The sequence below is a fragment of the Sphingomonas sp. Leaf242 genome (genome assembly GCF_001422045.1).
In the GTDB taxonomy this organism is placed as follows: domain Bacteria; phylum Pseudomonadota; class Alphaproteobacteria; order Sphingomonadales; family Sphingomonadaceae; genus Sphingomonas.
On sequence record NZ_LMLW01000011.1, the window covers coordinates 196,641 to 215,574 of the forward strand.

An 18,934-nucleotide genomic window follows, 5' to 3' on the forward strand; every position below is an offset into this window, starting at 1 on the left:
CGAACGCCGCGCATCCGATCTGGTTGCCAACATAGGATGCCTTTAGTCGGATGCACCCATCCGTTCCAGTCGCGTAACGACGCCATTCGTTGCGATATACGCGGCATCGACCTCGTCGAGGAACAACCCGTGGCCGAGAATGCCGGGGATCGCGGCGAGCGTGGCGGCGGTCGCGAGGGGGTCGTCGAGGGTGGCGAAGTGGCAGTCGATGACGAGATTGCCTTGGTCCGTCCGGTAGTTGTCGCGGATCGTGGGGGCGGCTCCCATGTCGGTCAGCACACGCATTACATAGGCGATGGCGAACGGTAGCACCTCGACCGGCAGCTTGGCGGCGCCGATCCGGTCGACGCGTTTGGAGCCGTCGGCGATCACGACCATCCGTGCCGAGGCTGCGGCGACGATCTTTTCGCGCAGCATCGCCCCGCCTGCGCCCTTGATGGCGAAGCAGCGCGAGTCGATCTCGTCCGCGCCGTCGATCGTGAGGTCGACCTGGGCGATGGTGGCGAAGTCGAGGATCTCGATGCCGAGTTCGAGGGCGAGTTTGCCGGAGGCTTCCGAGGTGACGACGGCGCGGATCTGCAAGCCTTGGGAGACTCGTTCGGAAAGCGCCTGAATCGCGAACGCCGCGGTAGATCCCGTCCCGAGCCCGACGAGCATTCCGTCCCGCACCTCGGCCACAGCCGCAACGGCAGCCGCCTTCTTGTCGTCATCGATCGAAGCCATCGGCCCACCCTTCCGTCATGCCGGGCTCGTTCCGGCAACCACGCCTGAACACATCCCAGAGGATTTAGTTTGGATTAGAGGATTTAGTTTGGAGGACCCGAGCAACAAGCACCCCCCCGGCGAAGGCCGGGGCCCAGTTGGAAAGGTCGCAGTAACGACGGACCGCGCTCCGTTAGCACCGTCACCCAACTGGGCCCCGGCCTCCGCCGGGGTGGTACGATGTTCATCCTGAGTGATGCATGGGATTACAGGAGCGCACTCCTCCTTGTTCTCCATCGAAGCGCAACGAACGCGAAAAACACTCCCAACCAATCAAACAGGTTACTCTTTCTTCCCTATTTCCACCCTCCACTTTTCAACTGACATACTTCTGGTACATCCTCGTGGTTTAGGCCGACCAACAGCTGCCACCACCGATCGCGAGCGGATACCACACTTGATAGCCACACGATTTTCCACGCGGCGGTGCGCCATCCTGCTGGTGCCCGCACTGGCGCTCGCGGCCTGCTCAGGCGGCGACGACAAGGCCCAGGGCAAGGCAGGCCGCGGCGGCCAGCCGGGCCAGGGCACGCCGACCGTCGGCTATGTCGTCGTCCAGCCGACCAGCGTCGCGATGACCACCGAACTCAGCGGCCGCACCACCGCGTTCGAAAGCTCGGACGTACGCCCCCAGGTCACCGGCATCATCCGCCGGCGGTTCTTCACCGAGGGTACGCTCGTCAAGAAGGGCCAGCCGCTCTACGAGATCGACCCCCGCCTCTATCGTGCCGCCGCCAACGAGGCGCAGGCCAACCTCCAGAGCGCGCGCGCCAACCAGCAAGCGCAGACCATCCTCGCACAGCGCTACAAGCCGCTCGCCGAGATGGAGGCGATCAGCAAGCAGGACTACACCAACGCGGTCGCCACCTCTCGCCAGGCCACCGCCTCGGTCGCGCAGACCCGCGCCGCGCTGGAAACCGCGCAGATCAACCTCAAGTTCACGACCGTCCCCGCCCCGATCACCGGCCGCATCGGCCGTTCGCTGTTCACCGTCGGCGCATTGGTCTCAGCAACACAGACCGATCCGCTCGCGCAGATCCAGCGACTCGATCCGATGTTCGTCGACATCCAGCAATCCTCCGGAGACCTGCTCGCGCTGCGTCGCTCGCTCGGCCAGAACGGCATCGTCGCGACCCGCGCCGAAGTCCGCCTCACGCTCGAGGACGGCAGCGAATATGGCGCCACCGGCACCGTCGAGTTCGCCGAAGCGCTGGTCAACACCGAGACCGGCACCGTGACGCTCCGCGCCCGCTTCCCCAATCCGCAGGGCCTGCTGCTGCCCGGCATGTTCGTCCAGGCCAAGTTCGCACAGGCGATCAATCAGCGCGCGTTCCTCGTGCCGCAGGCGGGCGTTTCGCGCGATGCGAAGGGCAATGCGACGGTCTACGTCGTCGATGCGAACAACAAGGCGGTACAGAAGAAGATCAAGGCGGACCGCACGCAGGGCGCGTTCTGGGTCGTCACCAGCGGGCTCAACCCCGGCGATCGGATCATTACGCAGGGCCTGTCGAAGATCGCCCCGAACCAGGGCGTGAAGCCGGTGCCGGAAAACACCGCGCAAAAGATCGAAGCGCCCAAGGACGACTCCTCAGGGGGCCAGTCCAGCCAGAAAAAGGCCGGCTAAGCCCTTATGTTATCCCGTGTCTTCATCGATCGCCCGATCTTCGCCTGGGTGCTCGCGATCATCGTGATGCTTGGCGGCATCGGCGCGATCATGAGCCTGCCGATCGCGCAGTACCCCGACGTCGCACCGCCGCAGGTGACCGTCCGCGCCACCTTCCCGGGTGCCAACGCGCAGACCATCCAGAACAGCGTCACGCAGGTCGTCGAGCAATCGCTGACCGGCATCGACGGGCTGATCTATTTCAGCTCGTCCTCGTCGTCGCGTGGCTCGGTGACGATCACCGTGACGTTCGAGAAGGGCACTGATCCCGACATCGCGCAGGTCCAGGTCCAGAACCAGGTCCAGCAGACGCTCTCCCGCTTGCCGCAACAGGTCCAGCAGCAGGGCCTCGTGGTGCGGAAATCGAACCCGGACAACCTCCTGATCGTCGGCGTCTATGACGAGACCGACAAGCTCACCAACCAAGACGTCTCGGACTATCTCGTCTCGAACCTGCAGGACCCGCTCGGCCGTATTCCGGGGATCGGCGACAGCAACGTGTTCGGCGCGCAGTACGCGATGCGGATCTGGCTGAACCCTAACAAGCTCGCCAGCTATCAGCTGATCCCGAGCGACGTGACGACCGCGATCCAGGCGCAGAACACCGAAGTCGCCGCCGGCGAGCTCGGCGGGCAACCTCAACCTGACACACAGATGCTGAACGCGACCGTCACCGCGCAGTCGCGCCTCCAGACGCCCGAGCAGTTCGCCAATATCATCCTGAAGACCACCAACGACAGCGCCGTGGTCAAGCTGCGCGACGTCGCCCGGATCGAACTGGGCGCGGAGAACTACAACGCGCGCAGCCGCGTCAATGCGCATCCCGGCGCCGGCATCGCGGTGCTGCTCGCGCCGGGCGCCGACGCGCTCAAGACCGCCGAGCTGGTCAAGGCCTTCGTCGCCAAGTCCGCCAAGAGCTTCCCCCCCGGCCTGAAATTCGCCTACGCCAACGACACCACCGACTTCATCAAGCTGTCGATCGACGAGGTCGTGAAGACGCTGATCGAGGCCGTCATCCTCGTCGTCATCGTCATGTTCGTGTTCCTGCAGAGCTGGCGCGCGACGCTGATCCCGACGATCGCGGTCCCGGTCGTGCTGCTCGGCACGTTCGGCGTGTTCTATCTTGCCGGGTTCTCGATCAACACGCTGACGCTCTTCGGGCTCGTACTCGCGATCGGCCTGCTGGTCGACGATGCGATCGTCGTGGTCGAGAACGTCGAGCGCCTGATGGAGGAAAATCCCGAGATGACGCCTCGGGAGGCGACGATCGAGTCGATGAACGAGATCACCGTCGCCTTGGTCGCGATCGCGCTGGTGCTGTCGGCGGTGTTCCTGCCAATGGCGTTCTTCGGCGGCTCGACCGGCGTGATCTACCGCCAGTTCTCGCTGACGATGGTGTCGGCGATGGTGCTGTCGGTGCTGGTCGCGCTGATCCTCTCGCCTGCCCTCACCGCGACGCTGCTCAAGCAGAAGCAGAAGGACGCCGATGGCAACCACGAGAAAAGCTGGGGCGAACGCAAATTCCCGAAGGTGGCGCATTTCTTCACGCGCGCGGGCGACAAGTTCAACAGCGGGTTCGAGAAGGGCACGCAGAAATACACCAGCGCCGTGCAGTCGGTGATCGACCGCAAGTGGCTGTTCCTGCTCATTTATGCGGTGGTCGTCGCGGTACTCGCGGTGCTGTTCCTGCGGCTGCCGACGGGCTTCCTGCCGACCGAGGACCAAGGCTCGGGCATCGTCCAGTTCCAGCTTCCGGCGGGCGCCACGCAAGGCCGCACCTTCGCGCTGCAGAAGCAGATCGAGCAATATTACTACACCAATGAGAAGGCGAACGTCCGCACGATGTTCACCGTCAGCGGCGGCGGCGGTGGCGGCGCGAGCGGCCAGAACACGGGCCAGGGCTTTATCGCGTTCGCACCGTGGGACGACCGCAAGGGCAAGGAAAACACCGCCGACGCGATCACCGGCCGTGCGTCGAAAGCATTCGCCGGCTTCCGTGATGCACAGGTCTATTCGCTCGTGCCGCCGGCGGTGCGCGGGCTCGGCTCGTCGAACGGCTTCACGATGGAGTTGCAGAACACCGGCAGCCTCAGCCAGACCGAGTTCAATGCCGCGCGCGACAAGCTGCTCGCGCTTGCCCGTGCGGATTCGTCGCTGACCGCGATCCGCCTCACCGAACTGCCCGATGTCGCGACGCTGCACGTCGACACCAACCAGCAGAAGCTGTCGACGCTCGGGCTGACTCAGGCCAACGTGAACTCGACGCTGTCGACCGCCTGGGGTGGCCAGTACGTCAACGACTTCATCGACCGCGGCCGTGTGAAGCGCGTCTATGTCCAGGGCGACGCGCAGTTCCGCGCGCAGCCCTCCGACCTGAGCCAATGGTTCGTGCGCGGTTCGAACGGCCAGATGGCGCCGTTCTCGTCGTTCGCGAAGACCAGCTGGGGTCAGGCACCGACGACGATGTCGCGCTTCAACGGCATCGCCTCGTACGAGATCCAGGGGTCGGGCGCGCCCGGCGTCAGTTCCGGCGACGCGATGGAGAAGATCGCGCAGCTCGCCGGCCAGATTCCGGGGACCTCGATCGCCTGGTCCGGCCTGTCGTATCAGGAACGCCTGTCCTCGGGCCAAGCGCCGTTCCTCTACGGCCTGTCGCTGCTGGTCGTGTTCCTGTGCCTCGCCGCTTTGTACGAGAGCTGGTCGATCCCGATCGCGGTGCTGCTGGTAATCCCATTGGGCCTCGTCGGCGCGATCCTCGCGGTGACGCTGCGTGGGCTGATCAACGACGTCTATCTCCAGATCGGCCTGCTCACGACGATGGGCCTGGCGGCGAAGAACGCGATCCTGATGATCGAGTTCGCCGAACAGGAGGAGAAGAAGGGCAAGCGCGTCATCGAGGCGGCCTTGTCCGCGGCGAAGATCCGGTTGCGCCCGATCCTGATGACCTCGTTCGCGTTCATCCTCGGCGTGTTGCCGTTGGCGCTGTCGACCGGTGCCGGCGCAAACAGCCGCATCGCGATCGGGACCGCGGTGGTCGGCGGCATGCTGACCGCAACGATCCTGGCCATTTTCTACATCCCGCTGTTCTTCGTTCTCGTCCGCCGCGGCGCGCGTGACGGCATCGCCAAGCTGCGTGGCAAGCCGACCGGCTTCCAGGGCCATGACGACCACGACCATGACCGCCATGGACCTGATGGCGATCACAACGAACCGCTCGGACCACCCGAACCACAGGGCCCTCACCGGCCGGAGCCCGCATGATGCGCTCGCTAGTCCTGATCCTTGCCGCTTCGACCGCGCTCGCCGGCTGCTCGCTAGCGCCGAAATACGCGCGGACCGAACTCCCCGTGCCGCCCTCGCTCCCGGTCGGCGACGCGTATCTGCGGCAATCCGAAGCGACGCTGCCCGCGATCACCTATCGCGACGTCTTCAAGGACCCGCGGCTCCAGCAGATCATCGTCCAGGCGCTCGCCAACAACCGCGATCTCCGCGTCGCCGCCGCCAACATCGCGTCGACCCGCGCGCAATACCGCATCCAGCGCGCCGACCTGTTGCCGCAGGTCGATGCCAGCGGCCGCTACACCTATTCGGGCGGCGGCAGAGGTACCCGCAACACCGTCACGAGCGGAACGGGCGGTACGGGAACGGGTGGCAATACCGGGACCGGAACGGGCACCGGCAATACTGGAACCGGCACAGGCACGGGCGGCGTCGGCACGGGCGGGACAGGAACCGGCACCGGCTCGGTGGTCAGCTCGTCGAGCTCGAACAGCGCCTTCTCGGTCGACCTTGGCACCACCGCGTTCGAGCTCGACCTGTTCGGCCGAATCCGCTCGCTAACCAGCGCCGCGCTCGATCGCTATTTCGCGACCGAAGCCGCCGCGCGCGCGACCCGCCTGACGCTGGTCGGCGACATCGCCGATGCATGGCTGACCTACGCGTCGGACCAGAGCCTGCTCAAGATCGCGCAGGACACGGTGACGAGTTCGCAGCGCAGCGTCACGCTGACCAACGCGCGGCTGCGCGGCGGCGTCGCGCCGCGCACCGATCTCCGCCAAGCGCAGCAGATCCTGTTCACCGCGCAGTCCGACCTCGCGCAGCAACGCACCGCGCTCGCGCAGGACGTCAACGCGCTGCAACTACTCGTCGGCGCGCCGGTCGACGCCAGCCTGCTGCCCACGTCGATCGAACAGGCCCTCCCCACCGTCGCCACGCTGCCGGCCGGGCTCGACAGCAGCATCCTCCTACGCCGTCCCGATGTCGTCGAGTCCGAATACCAGCTCCGCGCCACCAATGCAGAGATCGGCGCGGCGCGTGCGGAACTGTTCCCGAAGATTTCGCTGACCGGCATCCTGGGGTTCGCCAGCACGTCGCTGACCTCGCTGTTCAGCGGCGGCGCGTTCAACTATTCGGTTGCGCCCTCGGTCAGCTACCCGATCTTCCGCGCCAGTGCCGGGATCGCCGGCGTCGCCTATTCGAAGGCACAACGCGACGCCGCACTCGCGACTTACGAAAAGACGATCCAGACCGCGTTCCAGGAAACCGCCGACGCGCTGGCCCGCCAGGGCACGATCGCCGACCAGCTGAAGGCAAAGCAGAACTTCTCGGAAGCAGCGCTAGACACCTATCGCCTGTCCGACGCGCGCTATCGCGGCGGGATCGACACCTTCCTCAACTCGCTCGACGCGCAACGCTCGCTCTACACCGCACAGCGCAACCTCGTCGCGACGCAACTTGTCGGCGCAAGCAACCGCGTGACGCTGTATCGGGTGCTGGGCGGTGACTCGACGCTGGAGGCCACCGCCGACGGACCACAACCGGTGACGATGAGCGGCGCACCGCGGGCGGAGACGGACTGACGCTAGGGTATCGCATAAAGGTGTCGGCGCACGCCGGACCTCGTTGCCGTCGACCAATTGCCACTTCCCCGGCGGAGGCCGGGGCCCAGTTGGAAAGGTCGCAGTAACGACGGACCGCGCTTCGTTAGCAACGTCCCCCAACTGGGCCCCGGCCTTCGCCGGGGTGGCGTAATGGTCCTGATAATCGTGGCAACCCCCTCCTTGTTCTCCCGCGAAGGCGGGAGCCCAGTCTGGGTCCCCGCCTTCGCGGGGAAACAGTTTAGTCCGGACGCGCGGATTCCATGGTAGCGGAAACCCATAATCCCGCCCGCCGTGCAGCCTCAGCCTGCACCTCCAACCACTGCTCACGCTCCGCCACCGCATCGGCCAGCGCCCGGTGATCCGGCACCCGCCCGTTCCGCCGCTGCGACACCGCACCGACCACCTCGCGCGCCAGAGCCTCCCGCACCGCCGCCGGCCCGACCGCCGCGAGACACGCCCGCGCCGCCTCCAGCTGTGCCTCGTCGCTATCGCGCAACCGCAACACCCGCCGCGGCTGCCCGCCGGCCCGCAGCAGCGCACTCAGCCATTTGCCATCCCAGGACGGCGCGCTCGCCAGCAGGTCATGTCCCGCCAGCGCCTCGACCATCCGCGCCGCCACGACAGCGTGATCCTTGCCAGTCTCCTCCAAAACCCGCCGTTCGATCCCGTGGATAGCCTGCGCCGCCGGATCCCAGTCGGTCCAATCAGTCGCAGGCTTGATCAGGTGGCTCTCCGACGACCCATCCTCGAACACCCACGCCACCTCGATCGGATAGCTCGCCTTCCCCAGCGACGACGCTTCGAAATCGAGGAAGGCGAGCATGCCGCTCAGCCGGTCGGGCTGGCGGCGTTGACGAGCTTGGGCTCCTTGATCGGCGACAAGGTCTGCTCTTGGTCCCCCGAAATCCGCCGCGACCGAACGAACGGCAGCAACGTCACCGGCCCGCGCGTCTTCAGCGCCTCCAGCACACCCTCGATCACGCGCAGGTCGGCAAGCCCCTCCTCCGCATCGGGCTCGGGATCGCGGTCTTCGAGGATGCAGTCGGAGAAATAGCGCATCTCGCCGCCGAACTGGTCGGTCGGCTTGAAGCTCTCATGGCTCTTCTTCTCGCCGATCGTCACGCGCTGCTCCATCGCGTCGCCGAAGCCGTAGGCAGGGTCCATGTGGATGCTGCCCTTGGTGCCCGAGATCGTCAGGCTGTCGACGTTGTTGGCCGCATAGGACACGGTGAACTGCGCGAGCCGATCGCCGGGAAAGCGCAACGTCACCGCGAACGTATCGTCGAGATCGCCCAGCCCCAGGTCGGGATGCCGCGTGGCGACCGCAGAGACCACTTCGTTCGGCTCGGCGCCGAACAGATAGCGCGTGGCGTTGATCGGATACGGACCCATGTCGAACAGCGGCCCGGCGATGACGCCGTTCTTCACCCGGTGGTTGGCCGGATCGACCTTCTGCGTGAAGCATGACGTGAACGCGATCAGCTCGCCCAGTTCGCCGGCCCGGATGCGACGGATCGCATCGAGCGTCGACGGCTCGAAATGCAGCCGGTACGCGGTCATCAGCTTGGCCGACGACGCGCGCTCAGCCTCACGGATCGCCTCGCCCTTCTCGACCGAAATCTCGAGCGGCTTCTCCGACAGAACATGGATGCCCGCCTTCAGCGCAGGGATCGCGAACTCGGCATGACGCCAGTTGGGCGTCCCCAGATAGACCGCATCGATCAGCCCCGAGGCGAGCAGCTCGTCGAACTGGTCGTAGCGATAGGTCGCCTCGACGCCGTATGTCTTGCCGAGCTCGCGCGCCTTCTCCGCATCGTCGGTGACAAGCGCCGCAATCTCCGAATTGCCGGTGTGCGCGACGCCGGGCATCATCGACGCCTGCGAGATGTCGCCGAGCCCGACGATCGCATAACGGACCTTCTTCTTGCCGAGACCGAGTGCGGACGCGATCGTCGAAACCGTAGTCATGGGGATACCTCGTGATGCTGGGAGTCCCCTGTTCAACGCGGCAGCCGCGATAGCTATCCCATCGCCCTGACATCGGCCCACAGTTGGCGGTGGTTCGGCGCTGATCGAGAATGGTTCGTTAACCTAGATCGCAGACCATCTCGGCAAGGTATCCACGCCATACCGGGGCTATGTATGCTCCCCTCCCCGTTGCCGATCGCCGCGCCCGAGATCGGGCGCCTGCGACCGCGCTGTTCGGTCTGGCGGAGGAGACGCGCGAACAGATCGCCGCATTGCAGGATCGCAAGATCGATCAGGTCGCCGCGGTATGGCCATTTACGCTGGCCACACAGGTCGTCGCGGGCGCGATCCTGATCGCCATGTGCGTCTGCGCACCGGCCAGCGCCGGGTTGGCCGCGTTCGCTTCGCTCGTCGGGATCCACGTGGCGGTCGTCGCCACCGTGTCGGTCGCGCTCTTGTGCGTGCTGCGCGTCCCGGCGCTGCGGCGATGGCGCCCGTTCCGGCGCAACCGGATGATCACGCTCGGCGTCGTCGCGATGTCGGCGCTGCTGGCGTCGCTGCTCTGGACCACCATGCGGATGCCGTCAGGCCCGCTCCAGATCGCCTGTTTCACCGCGGTCGCCGGGACGATCCTCGTCTCCGCGGTAAGCATCCACGCGGTTCGCGCGGCAACCCTCGGCTTCGGTGTCGGCGCGGTCCTCGCGGTGACGGCGCTGACCGGGCCGGGCGTTGCGCTCGTCACGGCGTTGCTGGGCCTCGTCGGTCTCGCGGTCGTCACCCGCAAGCTGGCACAGGTCGACCATGATCGCGAACTCGATCGCGCCGAACAGGCCAGCGCGGGCGATCTCGCGGTCCGGATGATCGCCGAGTTCGAGGACGAAGGTACCGGCTGGTTCTGGGAAGCCGATCGTCAGGGCAAGATCACCTATCTGTCGGCCAAGGTGGTCGACGATCTGGGTCTTGCCGGCGGCGCGATCGGCCAGCCGCTTACCGGGTTGTTCAAGATGGACAGCGATGCGCCCGGCACCGAGCGCACGCTGGCCTTCCACATCGCATCGCGAACCTCGTTCTCCGACTATTCGGTCCGTTCGGCGACCTCCGACGGCGAGCAATGGTGGTCGATTTCGGGACGCCCGGTGGTCGACGAGCTCGGCCGCTTCCAGGGGTTCATCGGCTCGGGCAGCGACCTGACCGAAAAGCGCAGGTCCGAAGCCGAGATCACGCGGCTGGCGCTGTTCGACGGCTTGACCGGGCTCGCCAATCGGCAGCGGATGCGGCTGTCGCTCGACAAGACGCTGGCGCAGCTGGCAGGGCCGTACCGCGCCACGTCGCTGCTGTTGATCGATCTCGATCGGTTCAAGGCGGTCAACGATACGCTCGGTCATCAGGCCGGCGACGCGCTGCTCAAGCTGGTCGCGCAACGCCTGCAACGCGGGGTCGGCGATGCTGGTCTGGTCGGGCGTCTGGGCGGCGACGAGTTCGAGGTCGTGCTGCCCAGCATGGACAACCGCGACACGTTGGCGGCGCTGGCGCGCGACCTGATCGCGTCCTTGTCGCAGCCCTATTCGGTAGCCGGCACCGCCGTCACGATCGGATGCTCGATCGGCATCGCGATCGCACCCGGCGATGGCAACGATGCGGAAACGCTCGTCCGCAATGCCGATCTGGCATTGTATGCCGCCAAGGCCGACGGCCGCGGCGTCCACCGCTTCTTTTCGGACGACATGCTCGCGGGCGCCAAGACGCGCAAACTGCTCGAAGACGATCTGCGCACCGCCGTCGCGACGGGCGCGTTCCACCTCTGTTACCAGCCCGTCGTCAACACGAAGACGACCCGGGTGGTCGGTTACGAGGCACTCATCCGCTGGAACCATCCGACCCGCGGCCTGGTCTCCCCCGCCGATTTCATACCGGTCGCCGAGGAGTGCGGGCTGATCGAGGCGATCGGCGAATGGGTCCTGCGCACCGCCTGTATCGAAGCCGCACGCTGGCCCGACGCGATCCGCGTCGCGGTCAACGTGTCGCCGATCCAGTTCGCCAATCCGGTACTGCCCGCGCTCGTCACCAGTGCGCTCGCCCGGTCGGGGATTTCCGCCAACCGGCTCGAACTCGAGATCACCGAGGGCGTCTTCCTCGACGAGACCAGCTCGTCCGAACAGATGTTCAAGTCGCTGAAGGGGATCGGCGTCCGGCTCGCGCTCGACGATTTCGGCACCGGCTATTCGTCGCTCGGCTACCTGCGCAACGCTCCGTTCGACAAGATCAAGATCGACCAGTCGTTCGTGAAGGGCGCCGCCGAGCCTGGCAACCGCAACGCCGCGATCATCAAGGCGATCGTCACGCTCGCCGACACGCTCGGGATGGAGACGACGGCGGAAGGCGTCGAGATCCAGGACGAGATCGATCTGATCCGCGACCTCGGTTGCAGCCACATCCAGGGCTATGTCTATGGCCGCCCGGTCAGTGCCGAGGACGCGTTGCTCCAGTTGGCCGCGGAAAACGGGATCGCCACCCCGAGCGGCTTCAAGGTCAGTCGCGCGCCGCGGACCAAGATGCTGCGCTCGGCCGGCATCCTCATCGACGGCGTTCGCGGCGACGTCCGCATCCGCGATATCTCGACCTCGGGCGCGATGATCGACGGCATCGCGGTCGATGGCGATCCCGACGGTCTCGAAATGCTGATCGAACTGGTCGAGGACCAGATGGTGCCCGCCCGGATCCGCTGGGCGCATAACGGCAAGGCCGGGATCGAGTTTCACGAGGCGTTCAACCTGGCGAAACTGAACCAGACGCAGGGCTTCCGTCTGCGCCGGACAGGGTAAGCCAGCCGCGCAACCGGGCGGCCCGAAGGCGGACTGCGGGTGCCCCATCATATGCCTTGAAGGAAACGGCGCCGGTCGCCGTCGGATATGTAACCCATCGTCATCCCCGCGGAGGCGGGGACCCATATTCTGTAGCGCCAGCATTTTACCGTGAGGCATGTCCGTATGGGTTCCCGCCTGCGCGGGAATGACGGATACAGGGTCGAACGGTACAGGTGCCGAAGGAGATTGCCCATGCCGATCAAAGCCTTGGCCTTCGACGTGTTCGGCACGGTGGTCGACTGGCGCTCGGGGATCGCGCGCGACGCGGGCCCCGTTCTGGCCGCTCTCGGCCGATACGATATCGACCCGCACCGTTTCGCGGACGGCTGGCGGCATCGCTATCAGCCCGCGCTAGAAGAGGTGCGCAGCGGGCGACGTCCGTTCGTCATCCTCGATACGCTCCACCGCGAGGCGCTCGAGGACCTGCTGCGTGAGCACGCGATCGATCCGACAACGATCGACGAGGCGACGCTGGTGCATCTGACACATGCGTGGCACCGGCTCGATCCGTGGCCGGACTCGGTCGAGGGCCTCACCCGCCTCAGGACGCGGTTTCCGATCGTCACGCTCAGCAACGGCAACATCGCGCTGATGATCGAGATGGCGCGGCGTGCGGCGCTTCCCTGGGACGCAATCCTCGGCGCGGAGGTCAGCCGGGTCTACAAACCGCTGCCCGACGCCTATCTCGCCACCGCGCGCATGCTGGACCTCGATCCCGGTGAACTCTGCCTCGTCGCCGCGCATCACAGCGACCTCGCCGCAGCGCGCGCCTGCGGATTGATGACCGCGTATATCGATCGCCCTATGGAATATGGCGGCCGCCGCGCGCCGGACGCGGACCAGGCACAGGACTGGGATCATGCCGCCACCAGCATCGCCGCACTCGCCGACCGCCTCGTCGGCGCCTAGAGCACCGCCATCGCGTCGTGCGGATTCCGCGAGCAACATTTGCCATCTTTCCGCGCTAAATAAATTTTCGTTCCCGCTTCGCCCCCTTGCGCTTCACGAACCCCGCAGAAGTCCACGCGTCGCGAATATCCCGCTCGCCCAACCCCGCGACGAACGCGACGAACCGAGCCCTGGACCACCCCCGCACCCCCTTGCGTCTCTTCGCGCTTTGGCACAATCTCTTGGGGTTGCGTTCGGGGGCGGACCCAATCGCTGGTAGAACAACCCTCGCATAGCCATATGCGATATGACCGTAAGCGCGCCTTCCACCGCCGCAATGGTCACTTTTTGTTCTCCCGTTAGGGGCCGTCCGATGGTAGCATGGCGACATGACGCCGATTCGAACGAATACAGAACACTAGGAGCGGTTTCGATGGATTTCAGAGACAGCAGCCGGGATAGCGACATGACCACAGACACGATCGACCAAGCAGCCCCCACCATCGAAGCCGAGGCTCCGAAGGCCCCCCGCCAGGCGCAGGACAGCCACTCCGTGCGCGCACAGATCTACCCGGTCGAGGTCGATCACAGCCGCGACGCGCTCCTCACCGAATTCGGCAAGGACACGCTCAAGGATCGCTATCTGCTCCCGGGCGAGAGCTATCAGGACCTGTTCGTCCGCGTCGCCTCCGCGTACGCAGACGACGCCGGCCACGCGCAGCGCCTCTACGACGCGATCTCGAAGCTCTGGTTCATGCCCGCCACCCCCGTTCTCTCGAACGGCGGCACCGGCCGTGGCCTGCCGATCTCGTGCTACCTCAACTCGGTCCCCGACAGCCTCGGCGGCATCGTCGACACCTGGAACGAGAATGTCTGGCTCGCCTCGCGCGGCGGCGGCATCGGCACCTATTGGGGCAACGTTCGCGGCATCGGCGAGCCGGTCGGCCTTAACGGCAAGACCAGCGGCATCATCCCGTTCGTCCGCGTCATGGATTCGCTGACACTCGCGATCAGCCAGGGCTCGTTGCGCCGCGGTTCGGCGGCGGTCTATCTCGACGTCTCGCATCCCGAGATCGAGGAATTCCTCGAAATCCGCAAACCCTCGGGCGATTTCAACCGCAAGGCTTTGAACCTCCACCACGGCGTGCTGATCACCGACGACTTCATGGAAGCCGTCCGCAATGGTGAGGAATGGCATCTCCGCTCGCCGAAGGACCAGGCGATCCGCGCCACCGTCGACGCGCGCTCGCTGTTCCAGAAGCTCGTCGAGACCCGCCTCCAGACCGGCGAGCCGTACATCGTCTTCGCCGATCACGTGAACAAGGCGATGCCCAAGCATCACCGCGAGCTCGGCCTCAAGGTCTCGACCTCGAACTTGTGCTCCGAGATCACGCTGCCGACCGGCAAGGATCACCTCGGCAACGAGCGTACGGCCGTGTGCTGCCTGTCGTCACTGAACCTCGAGACATGGGATCAGTGGAAGGACGAGAAGGGCCTGATCGAGGACGTCATGCGCTTCCTCGACAACGTCCTGCAGGACTACATCGACCGCCACGAACCCGGCATGGAACGCGCCGCCTACTCCGCGGGCCGCGAGCGGTCGGTCGGTCTCGGCGTGATGGGCTTCCACAGCTTCCTCCAGGCCCGCGGCATCCCCTTCGAGGGCGCGATGGCGAAGTCGTGGAACCTGCGGATGTTCAAGCACATCAGCAGCCAGGCGAACGAAGCCTCGATGCAGCTCGCGATCGAGCGTGGCCCCTGCCCCGATGCCGCCGACGTCGGCGCGATGGAGCGCTTCAGCTGCAAGATGGCGATTGCCCCGACCGCGTCGATCTCGATCATCTGCGGCGGCACGTCGGCGTGCATCGAGCCGATCCCGGCGAACATCTACACGCACAAGACGCTGTCGGGCAGCTTCTCGATCAAGAATCCGTATCTTGAAAAGATGCTGAGCGAGAAGTCGAAGAACAGCGACGCGGTCTGGAACTCCATCCTCGAACAGGGTGGCTCGGTCCAGCATCTCGACTTCCTCTCGGTCGAGGAAAAGGACTGCTACAAGACGAGCTTCGAGATCGACCAGCGCTGGCTGCTCGAACTCGCCGCCGATCGCACGCCGTACATCGACCAGGCGCAGTCGCTGAATCTCTTCATCCCTGCGGATGTAGAGAAGTGGGACCTGCTCATGCTCCACTTCCGCGCATGGGAGCTCGGCATCAAGTCGCTCTATTACCTGCGCTCGAAGTCGGTCCAGCGCGCGGGCTTCGCCGGCGGCGTCGAGGCGGACAACACGATCGACCTTCGCCAGATCGACGTCGAGTCGAAGGATTACGATGAGTGCCTTGCCTGCCAGTAAGGCCTCTCGGCGTTCAAGCGTGACCCCGGCCCGTGAACCACGGACCGGGGAGCGCCTGACGCGAAAAACCCCGGCCCGCGCGAGGCGGACCGGGGTTCCGGCTGGCTATGCGGCGCGCTCGACACGCACCGCGTTCGCGTCAGGCCTCTTCTTCGAACGTCACCGCCACGTCGGCGTTGGCGGAAAGCCGGACTTTGCCGTCCTCGATATCCGCGACCAGCCCGAGCGAGATGAAGTGATGATGCCCTTCATGGCTGCCCGTGCCCCCGACGACCTGCGCGCCCGAGTCCTTCTTGGTCAGCTTGATGCGGTTGCCTTCGACCTTGTCGACGGTGCCGACATGGACGCCGTCCGCACCGATGACTTCGGCATGTTCCTGGATCTGGGTTGCATCGACCATGATCGTTCTCCTGTGGTGAAAGCCCCAATACGGGGTTCGGGTGCTGAACGCGCGCCGCGCGAGTTGGTCGCATGACGTACGGCAGCGCTATCATGTTCGTGGTCGCGGGCGTGCTTGGAATCGTCGGCACCGCGATGCTGCTCCGGTTGCGCAGCCCGAGCATCACCGAACCGCAGACCTACGCGTTCCGCATGATCGGCATCATGCTCACCTCGGGCGCGATCGTCCTCGCAATGTCCGCCGCCGCAATGTGGCAGTGGAGCACAGAGACATGACGGTTTCTCTGGATACCGTGCTCGATGCGCTCGCATTGGCAGCGCTCGTCGCGCTGCTGTACGCCTTGACCAAGCCGACTCGTTTCACGCCGTCACAGCGGGATGCCGTGCGCATCGCCGCCTCGACCGCTCTCATCCTCACCGGAACGTTGCACCTCGCGCTACGCTTTCATCTTATCGTCTGACCGGAGCTTACCCCATGTCCCTCCTTCACGCCTCCAAGCAGTACAAGCCGTTCGAATACCCCTGGGCGTTCGAGTTCTGGAAGCGCCAGCAGCAGCTACACTGGCTCCCCGAGGAAGTGCCCTTGGGCGAGGATTGCCGCGATTGGGCGCAGAAGCTCAGCGATCACGAGCGCAACCTGCTCACGCAGATCTTCCGCTTCTTCACGCAGGCCGATGTCGAGGTGCAGGATTGCTACCACGAGAAATACGGCCGCGTGTTCAAGCCGACCGAGATCAAGATGATGCTGACCTCGTTCAGCAACATGGAGACGGTCCACATCGCCGCCTACAGCCATCTGCTCGACACCATCGGCATGCCCGAGAGCGAGTACGGCGCCTTCCTCGAATATGCCGAGATGAAGGAAAAGCATGACTACATGCAGCAGTTCACCGTCGACAACGATGAGGACATCGCGCGCACGCTGGCCATGTTCGGCGGCTTCACCGAGGGCGTCCAGCTGTTCGCGTCGTTCGCGATGCTGATGAACTTCCCGCGCTTCAACAAGATGAAGGGCATGGGCCAGATCGTCACTTGGTCGATCCGCGACGAGAGCCTCCACTGCGAGGGCATCATCAAGATGTTCCACACCTTCTGTCAGGAGCGCCAGTGCCTGACCAAGGCGGTCAAGGACGACATCGCCGACGTCTGCCAGACGACGATCCGTCTCGAAGACAATTTCATCGATCTCGCCTTCGAGATGGGCCCGGTCAACGGCATGACCCCCAAGGAGATCAAGAAGTACATCCGCTTCATCGCCGACTGGCGCATGACTCAGCTCGGCCTGAAGCCGATCTACATGATCGACGAGCACCCGCTGCCCTGGCTCGCCCCGATGCTCAACGGCGTCGAGCACGCCAACTTCTTCGAACAGCGCGCGACGGAGTATTCGAAGGCTGCGACCAAGGGCCAGTGGAACGACGTCTGGGACTCGTTCGACAAGCGCCAGACCGCGAAGAAGGGTCCGATTGCTAACGTGGACCTGAGCGAAGTTCGGGACATGTTCAGCGACTCGGTCGCGGCGGAATGATATGATGCCAAGGATCATTGCAGGCGACTCAATCCCAACCTCTCATCTCAGCAATTTAATGAATGAGGTATCGAAAATGTCGGATTCAAATACCACGATCCCCAATATCCTAGAGAAGTCTATTCCGACTGCTCATTTACCCATGTCGCCAGGAATGAGCGATCCAGGAGCATCTGTGCCGACAGGGCATCTACCATCTACAATTCCTTCTCCTACTTCTCCACCGTCAACTATCATTCCGACTACGGGGTCGGGTAAAAAGGAATAGACTTGGCCTCCGCCACCGATTGGATTTTGGCAAGCTCCTCGCTTTTGGCAGCCGGTGTGGCGGGATACGCTGCATGGGTAGGGCTTGCTACATTCAAAAGACAACGGACAGCATCAGATGTTGATTTGGCATTTAGAATATTCGTTGAGATCAATCGGTATTGGGACCGTTTAAGCAGCGATCGGCAATTATATGAATATAATATGGGACAGATTTTAGCTCATTTTGAAATAGCAGCGGCGCTCTTCAACCGAAATATATTATCTACTAATGCCCCCTCTATACTCGGCGATCATATTGTTGAGGTTTTTACTCAAATTCAGGCATCTGATGCTGGGAAGTCGCTTATAGCGCAATGCTGCTCATCCGATTCCACATTTTCCGAATTGATAAAGTTCGTGCGCAATAGAATGCCACAAGCGCTTTCATCTTATGGATTCCAAGAACAAAAGTAGTAATGAATTCATAATTTTCCGACGTCGCCGTCAGAGTTTTTGGTGACATATATCGCCTATACTCCAAACTCATGGAAAATTAGCGACGCGGCGTTCATCTATTGCCGCTGGCGAGCGGTTACCAGTGCATACCTGAATAACTAGCCTCGTCCGCCTCGCCGTCGTCGGCGATGACTCGCTGTAACTTGTACTAGGACAGAACTTCAGTGCTCCGGTCTGCCGCCGATCTCATCGTACGCGCGACGGTCATGGCGCGGCCAATCGCCGATCCCGCGTATTTCGCGCTCGACCGCCCAGCCGAGGCTTGACTCGCTGAAGTCACTGACGGCACCACGTCCGTGGGAGAATGCAACGATGCCAGACGTCTACAAGATCTTCATCGGAGGTGGCGGCGACGACTGGTTCAGTCACATCGTAGAAAGCTATGCGGAGCAATACCGCAAGAGCAATCCGACGTATCAATGTCCGTATTTCAGCTGGACTGCCGGTAGCGGAATCGTTTCTACGCTGGAAAACGCTGCAAAGGGCAGCTTCATCACAGTGATCGGTCATAGCTACGGCGCTGATACCGCATTTTCCGCAATCCAGCGTGGGCGCCCGGTCAACACGTTGATCAGCATCGATCCGGTCGGCCGGTTTCGACCTGCTTGGACAACAATCAGCGGACGCTGCCTCACCTGGCTAAACGTTCGAGCGGAACCGTCCGAAGGGAACCGCTCGACCGACGATACGATCGCAAGCCTTGGCGGCAAATACCCGCCCCCACCCGCATCGGGCCAACCGGGCGCTCCCACCTATGCCTTGACGGCGGATGCGACCCATGGTGCGTTCTCGCAAATGATGCGAACTTCCACCTCGAACGGTATCAGCGGAAAGTCGCTGCTCGGCGGCCATGGCGTCTAGTCG

At 64.2% G+C, this 18,934-nt stretch carries 15 protein-coding genes; 11 read left to right on the top strand and 4 right to left on the bottom strand.

Translation table 11 applies throughout. The features are described 5' to 3' along the window. Positions 1–42: 42 nt before the first annotated feature. Positions 43–723 carry a ribose-5-phosphate isomerase RpiA gene (gene rpiA / locus ASF09_RS16805; protein WP_060527247.1) on the bottom strand — a complete coding sequence of 227 codons (681 nt, stop codon included), beginning with the start codon at positions 721–723 and terminating at the stop codon, positions 43–45. Positions 724–1,162: 439 nt separating this feature from the next. On the opposite strand from rpiA, the gene ASF09_RS16810 reads away from it, so the two are divergent. The 3 genes from ASF09_RS16810 to ASF09_RS16820 are packed head-to-tail and all read left to right on the top strand — an operon-like array spanning position 1,163 to position 7,284. Further along, on the top strand, positions 1,163–2,386 hold the full coding sequence (locus tag ASF09_RS16810; protein ID WP_060527348.1) for an efflux RND transporter periplasmic adaptor subunit: 1,224 nt from the start codon (positions 1,163–1,165) through the stop codon (positions 2,384–2,386). Positions 2,387–2,392: 6 nt separating this feature from the next. Beyond that, positions 2,393–5,686, top strand: coding sequence for a multidrug efflux RND transporter permease subunit (locus ASF09_RS16815; RefSeq protein ID WP_082444368.1), 3,294 nt, complete (start codon positions 2,393–2,395; stop codon positions 5,684–5,686). After that, complete coding sequence (locus ASF09_RS16820; RefSeq protein WP_060527248.1) at positions 5,683–7,284, top strand: efflux transporter outer membrane subunit; 1,602 nt, start codon at positions 5,683–5,685, stop codon at positions 7,282–7,284. The genes ASF09_RS16815 and ASF09_RS16820 overlap by 4 nt, the downstream gene beginning before the upstream one ends. 259 nt (positions 7,285–7,543) lie before the next feature. Here the strand turns inward: ASF09_RS16820 and ASF09_RS16825 are convergent, their stop codons facing one another. Together ASF09_RS16825 and ASF09_RS16830 are read right to left on the bottom strand one after the other, a co-directional pair. Further along, positions 7,544–8,128: a 3'-5' exonuclease gene (locus ASF09_RS16825; RefSeq protein ID WP_060527249.1), complete on the bottom strand. Its 585-nt coding sequence runs from the start codon at positions 8,126–8,128 to the stop codon at positions 7,544–7,546. A 5-nt stretch (positions 8,129–8,133) separates the two neighbouring features. Beyond that, the gene (locus tag ASF09_RS16830; RefSeq protein WP_060527250.1) at positions 8,134–9,273 is read right to left on the bottom strand and encodes a Gfo/Idh/MocA family protein; all 1,140 of its coding nucleotides are present in this window, start codon (positions 9,271–9,273) and stop codon (positions 8,134–8,136) included. A 170-nt stretch (positions 9,274–9,443) separates the two neighbouring features. Here ASF09_RS16830 and ASF09_RS16835 point away from each other — a divergent pair, with 170 nt between their 5' ends. The 3 genes from ASF09_RS16835 to ASF09_RS16845 all read left to right on the top strand — a co-directional run bounded on the left by ASF09_RS16835 (position 9,444) and on the right by ASF09_RS16845 (position 15,378). Next, positions 9,444–12,095, top strand: a complete 2,652-nt coding sequence (locus ASF09_RS16835; protein ID WP_060527251.1) for an EAL domain-containing protein — start codon at positions 9,444–9,446, stop codon at positions 12,093–12,095. A gap of 234 nt (positions 12,096–12,329) precedes the next feature. Then, positions 12,330–13,046 carry a haloacid dehalogenase type II gene (locus ASF09_RS16840; protein ID WP_060527252.1) on the top strand — a complete coding sequence of 239 codons (717 nt, stop codon included), beginning with the start codon at positions 12,330–12,332 and terminating at the stop codon, positions 13,044–13,046. 412 nt (positions 13,047–13,458) lie between these two features. Beyond that, positions 13,459–15,378 (top strand): ribonucleoside-diphosphate reductase subunit alpha, encoded by a 1,920-nt coding sequence (locus tag ASF09_RS16845; RefSeq protein ID WP_056484645.1) that lies wholly within the window; start codon positions 13,459–13,461, stop codon positions 15,376–15,378. Positions 15,379–15,517: 139 nt separating this feature from the next. Here ASF09_RS16845 and ASF09_RS16850 read toward each other — a convergent pair whose 3' ends face one another. Beyond that, positions 15,518–15,778 carry a DUF2171 domain-containing protein gene (locus tag ASF09_RS16850; protein WP_060527253.1) on the bottom strand — a complete coding sequence of 87 codons (261 nt, stop codon included), beginning with the start codon at positions 15,776–15,778 and terminating at the stop codon, positions 15,518–15,520. A 71-nt stretch (positions 15,779–15,849) separates the two neighbouring features. Here ASF09_RS16850 and ASF09_RS16855 point away from each other — a divergent pair, with 71 nt between their 5' ends. From ASF09_RS16855 to ASF09_RS16870, 5 genes are all read left to right on the top strand, one after another. After that, on the top strand, positions 15,850–16,053 hold the full coding sequence (locus ASF09_RS16855) for a hypothetical protein (protein ID WP_060527254.1): 204 nt from the start codon (positions 15,850–15,852) through the stop codon (positions 16,051–16,053). After that, on the top strand, positions 16,050–16,238 hold the full coding sequence (locus tag ASF09_RS16860) for a hypothetical protein (protein WP_060527255.1): 189 nt from the start codon (positions 16,050–16,052) through the stop codon (positions 16,236–16,238). The genes ASF09_RS16855 and ASF09_RS16860 overlap by 4 nt, the downstream gene beginning before the upstream one ends. A 14-nt stretch (positions 16,239–16,252) precedes the next feature. Then, positions 16,253–17,305 (top strand): ribonucleotide-diphosphate reductase subunit beta, encoded by a 1,053-nt coding sequence (locus ASF09_RS16865; RefSeq protein WP_056484648.1) that lies wholly within the window; start codon positions 16,253–16,255, stop codon positions 17,303–17,305. 270 nt (positions 17,306–17,575) lie between these two features. After that, positions 17,576–18,028 carry a hypothetical protein gene (locus tag ASF09_RS20445; RefSeq protein WP_156359408.1) on the top strand — a complete coding sequence of 151 codons (453 nt, stop codon included), beginning with the start codon at positions 17,576–17,578 and terminating at the stop codon, positions 18,026–18,028. A 354-nt stretch (positions 18,029–18,382) separates the two neighbouring features. Further along, the gene (locus ASF09_RS16870; protein ID WP_060527256.1) at positions 18,383–18,931 is read left to right on the top strand and encodes a hypothetical protein; all 549 of its coding nucleotides are present in this window, start codon (positions 18,383–18,385) and stop codon (positions 18,929–18,931) included. Positions 18,932–18,934: the final 3 nt, after the last annotated feature.

Excerpts from the sequence above, each read along its gene's own strand:
- ASF09_RS16865 (WP_056484648.1), top strand. The coding sequence starts at position 16,253 with ATGTCCCTCCTTCACGCCTCCAAGCAGTACAAGCCGTTCGAATACCCC.
- ASF09_RS16815 (WP_082444368.1), top strand. The coding sequence starts at position 2,393 with ATGTTATCCCGTGTCTTCATCGATCGCCCGATCTTCGCCTGGGTGCTC.
- ASF09_RS16855 (WP_060527254.1), top strand. The coding sequence starts at position 15,850 with ATGACGTACGGCAGCGCTATCATGTTCGTGGTCGCGGGCGTGCTTGGA.
- rpiA (WP_060527247.1), bottom strand. The coding sequence starts at position 723 with ATGGCTTCGATCGATGACGACAAGAAGGCGGCTGCCGTTGCGGCTGTG.
- ASF09_RS16845 (WP_056484645.1), top strand. The coding sequence starts at position 13,459 with ATGGATTTCAGAGACAGCAGCCGGGATAGCGACATGACCACAGACACG.
- ASF09_RS16820 (WP_060527248.1), top strand. The coding sequence starts at position 5,683 with ATGATGCGCTCGCTAGTCCTGATCCTTGCCGCTTCGACCGCGCTCGCC.
- ASF09_RS16870 (WP_060527256.1), top strand. The coding sequence starts at position 18,383 with ATGCCAGACGTCTACAAGATCTTCATCGGAGGTGGCGGCGACGACTGG.
- ASF09_RS16840 (WP_060527252.1), top strand. The coding sequence starts at position 12,330 with ATGCCGATCAAAGCCTTGGCCTTCGACGTGTTCGGCACGGTGGTCGAC.
- ASF09_RS16825 (WP_060527249.1), bottom strand. The coding sequence starts at position 8,128 with ATGCTCGCCTTCCTCGATTTCGAAGCGTCGTCGCTGGGGAAGGCGAGC.
- ASF09_RS16850 (WP_060527253.1), bottom strand. The coding sequence starts at position 15,778 with ATGGTCGATGCAACCCAGATCCAGGAACATGCCGAAGTCATCGGTGCG.
- ASF09_RS16860 (WP_060527255.1), top strand. The coding sequence starts at position 16,050 with ATGACGGTTTCTCTGGATACCGTGCTCGATGCGCTCGCATTGGCAGCG.
- ASF09_RS16830 (WP_060527250.1), bottom strand. The coding sequence starts at position 9,273 with ATGACTACGGTTTCGACGATCGCGTCCGCACTCGGTCTCGGCAAGAAG.
- ASF09_RS16835 (WP_060527251.1), top strand. The coding sequence starts at position 9,444 with ATGTATGCTCCCCTCCCCGTTGCCGATCGCCGCGCCCGAGATCGGGCG.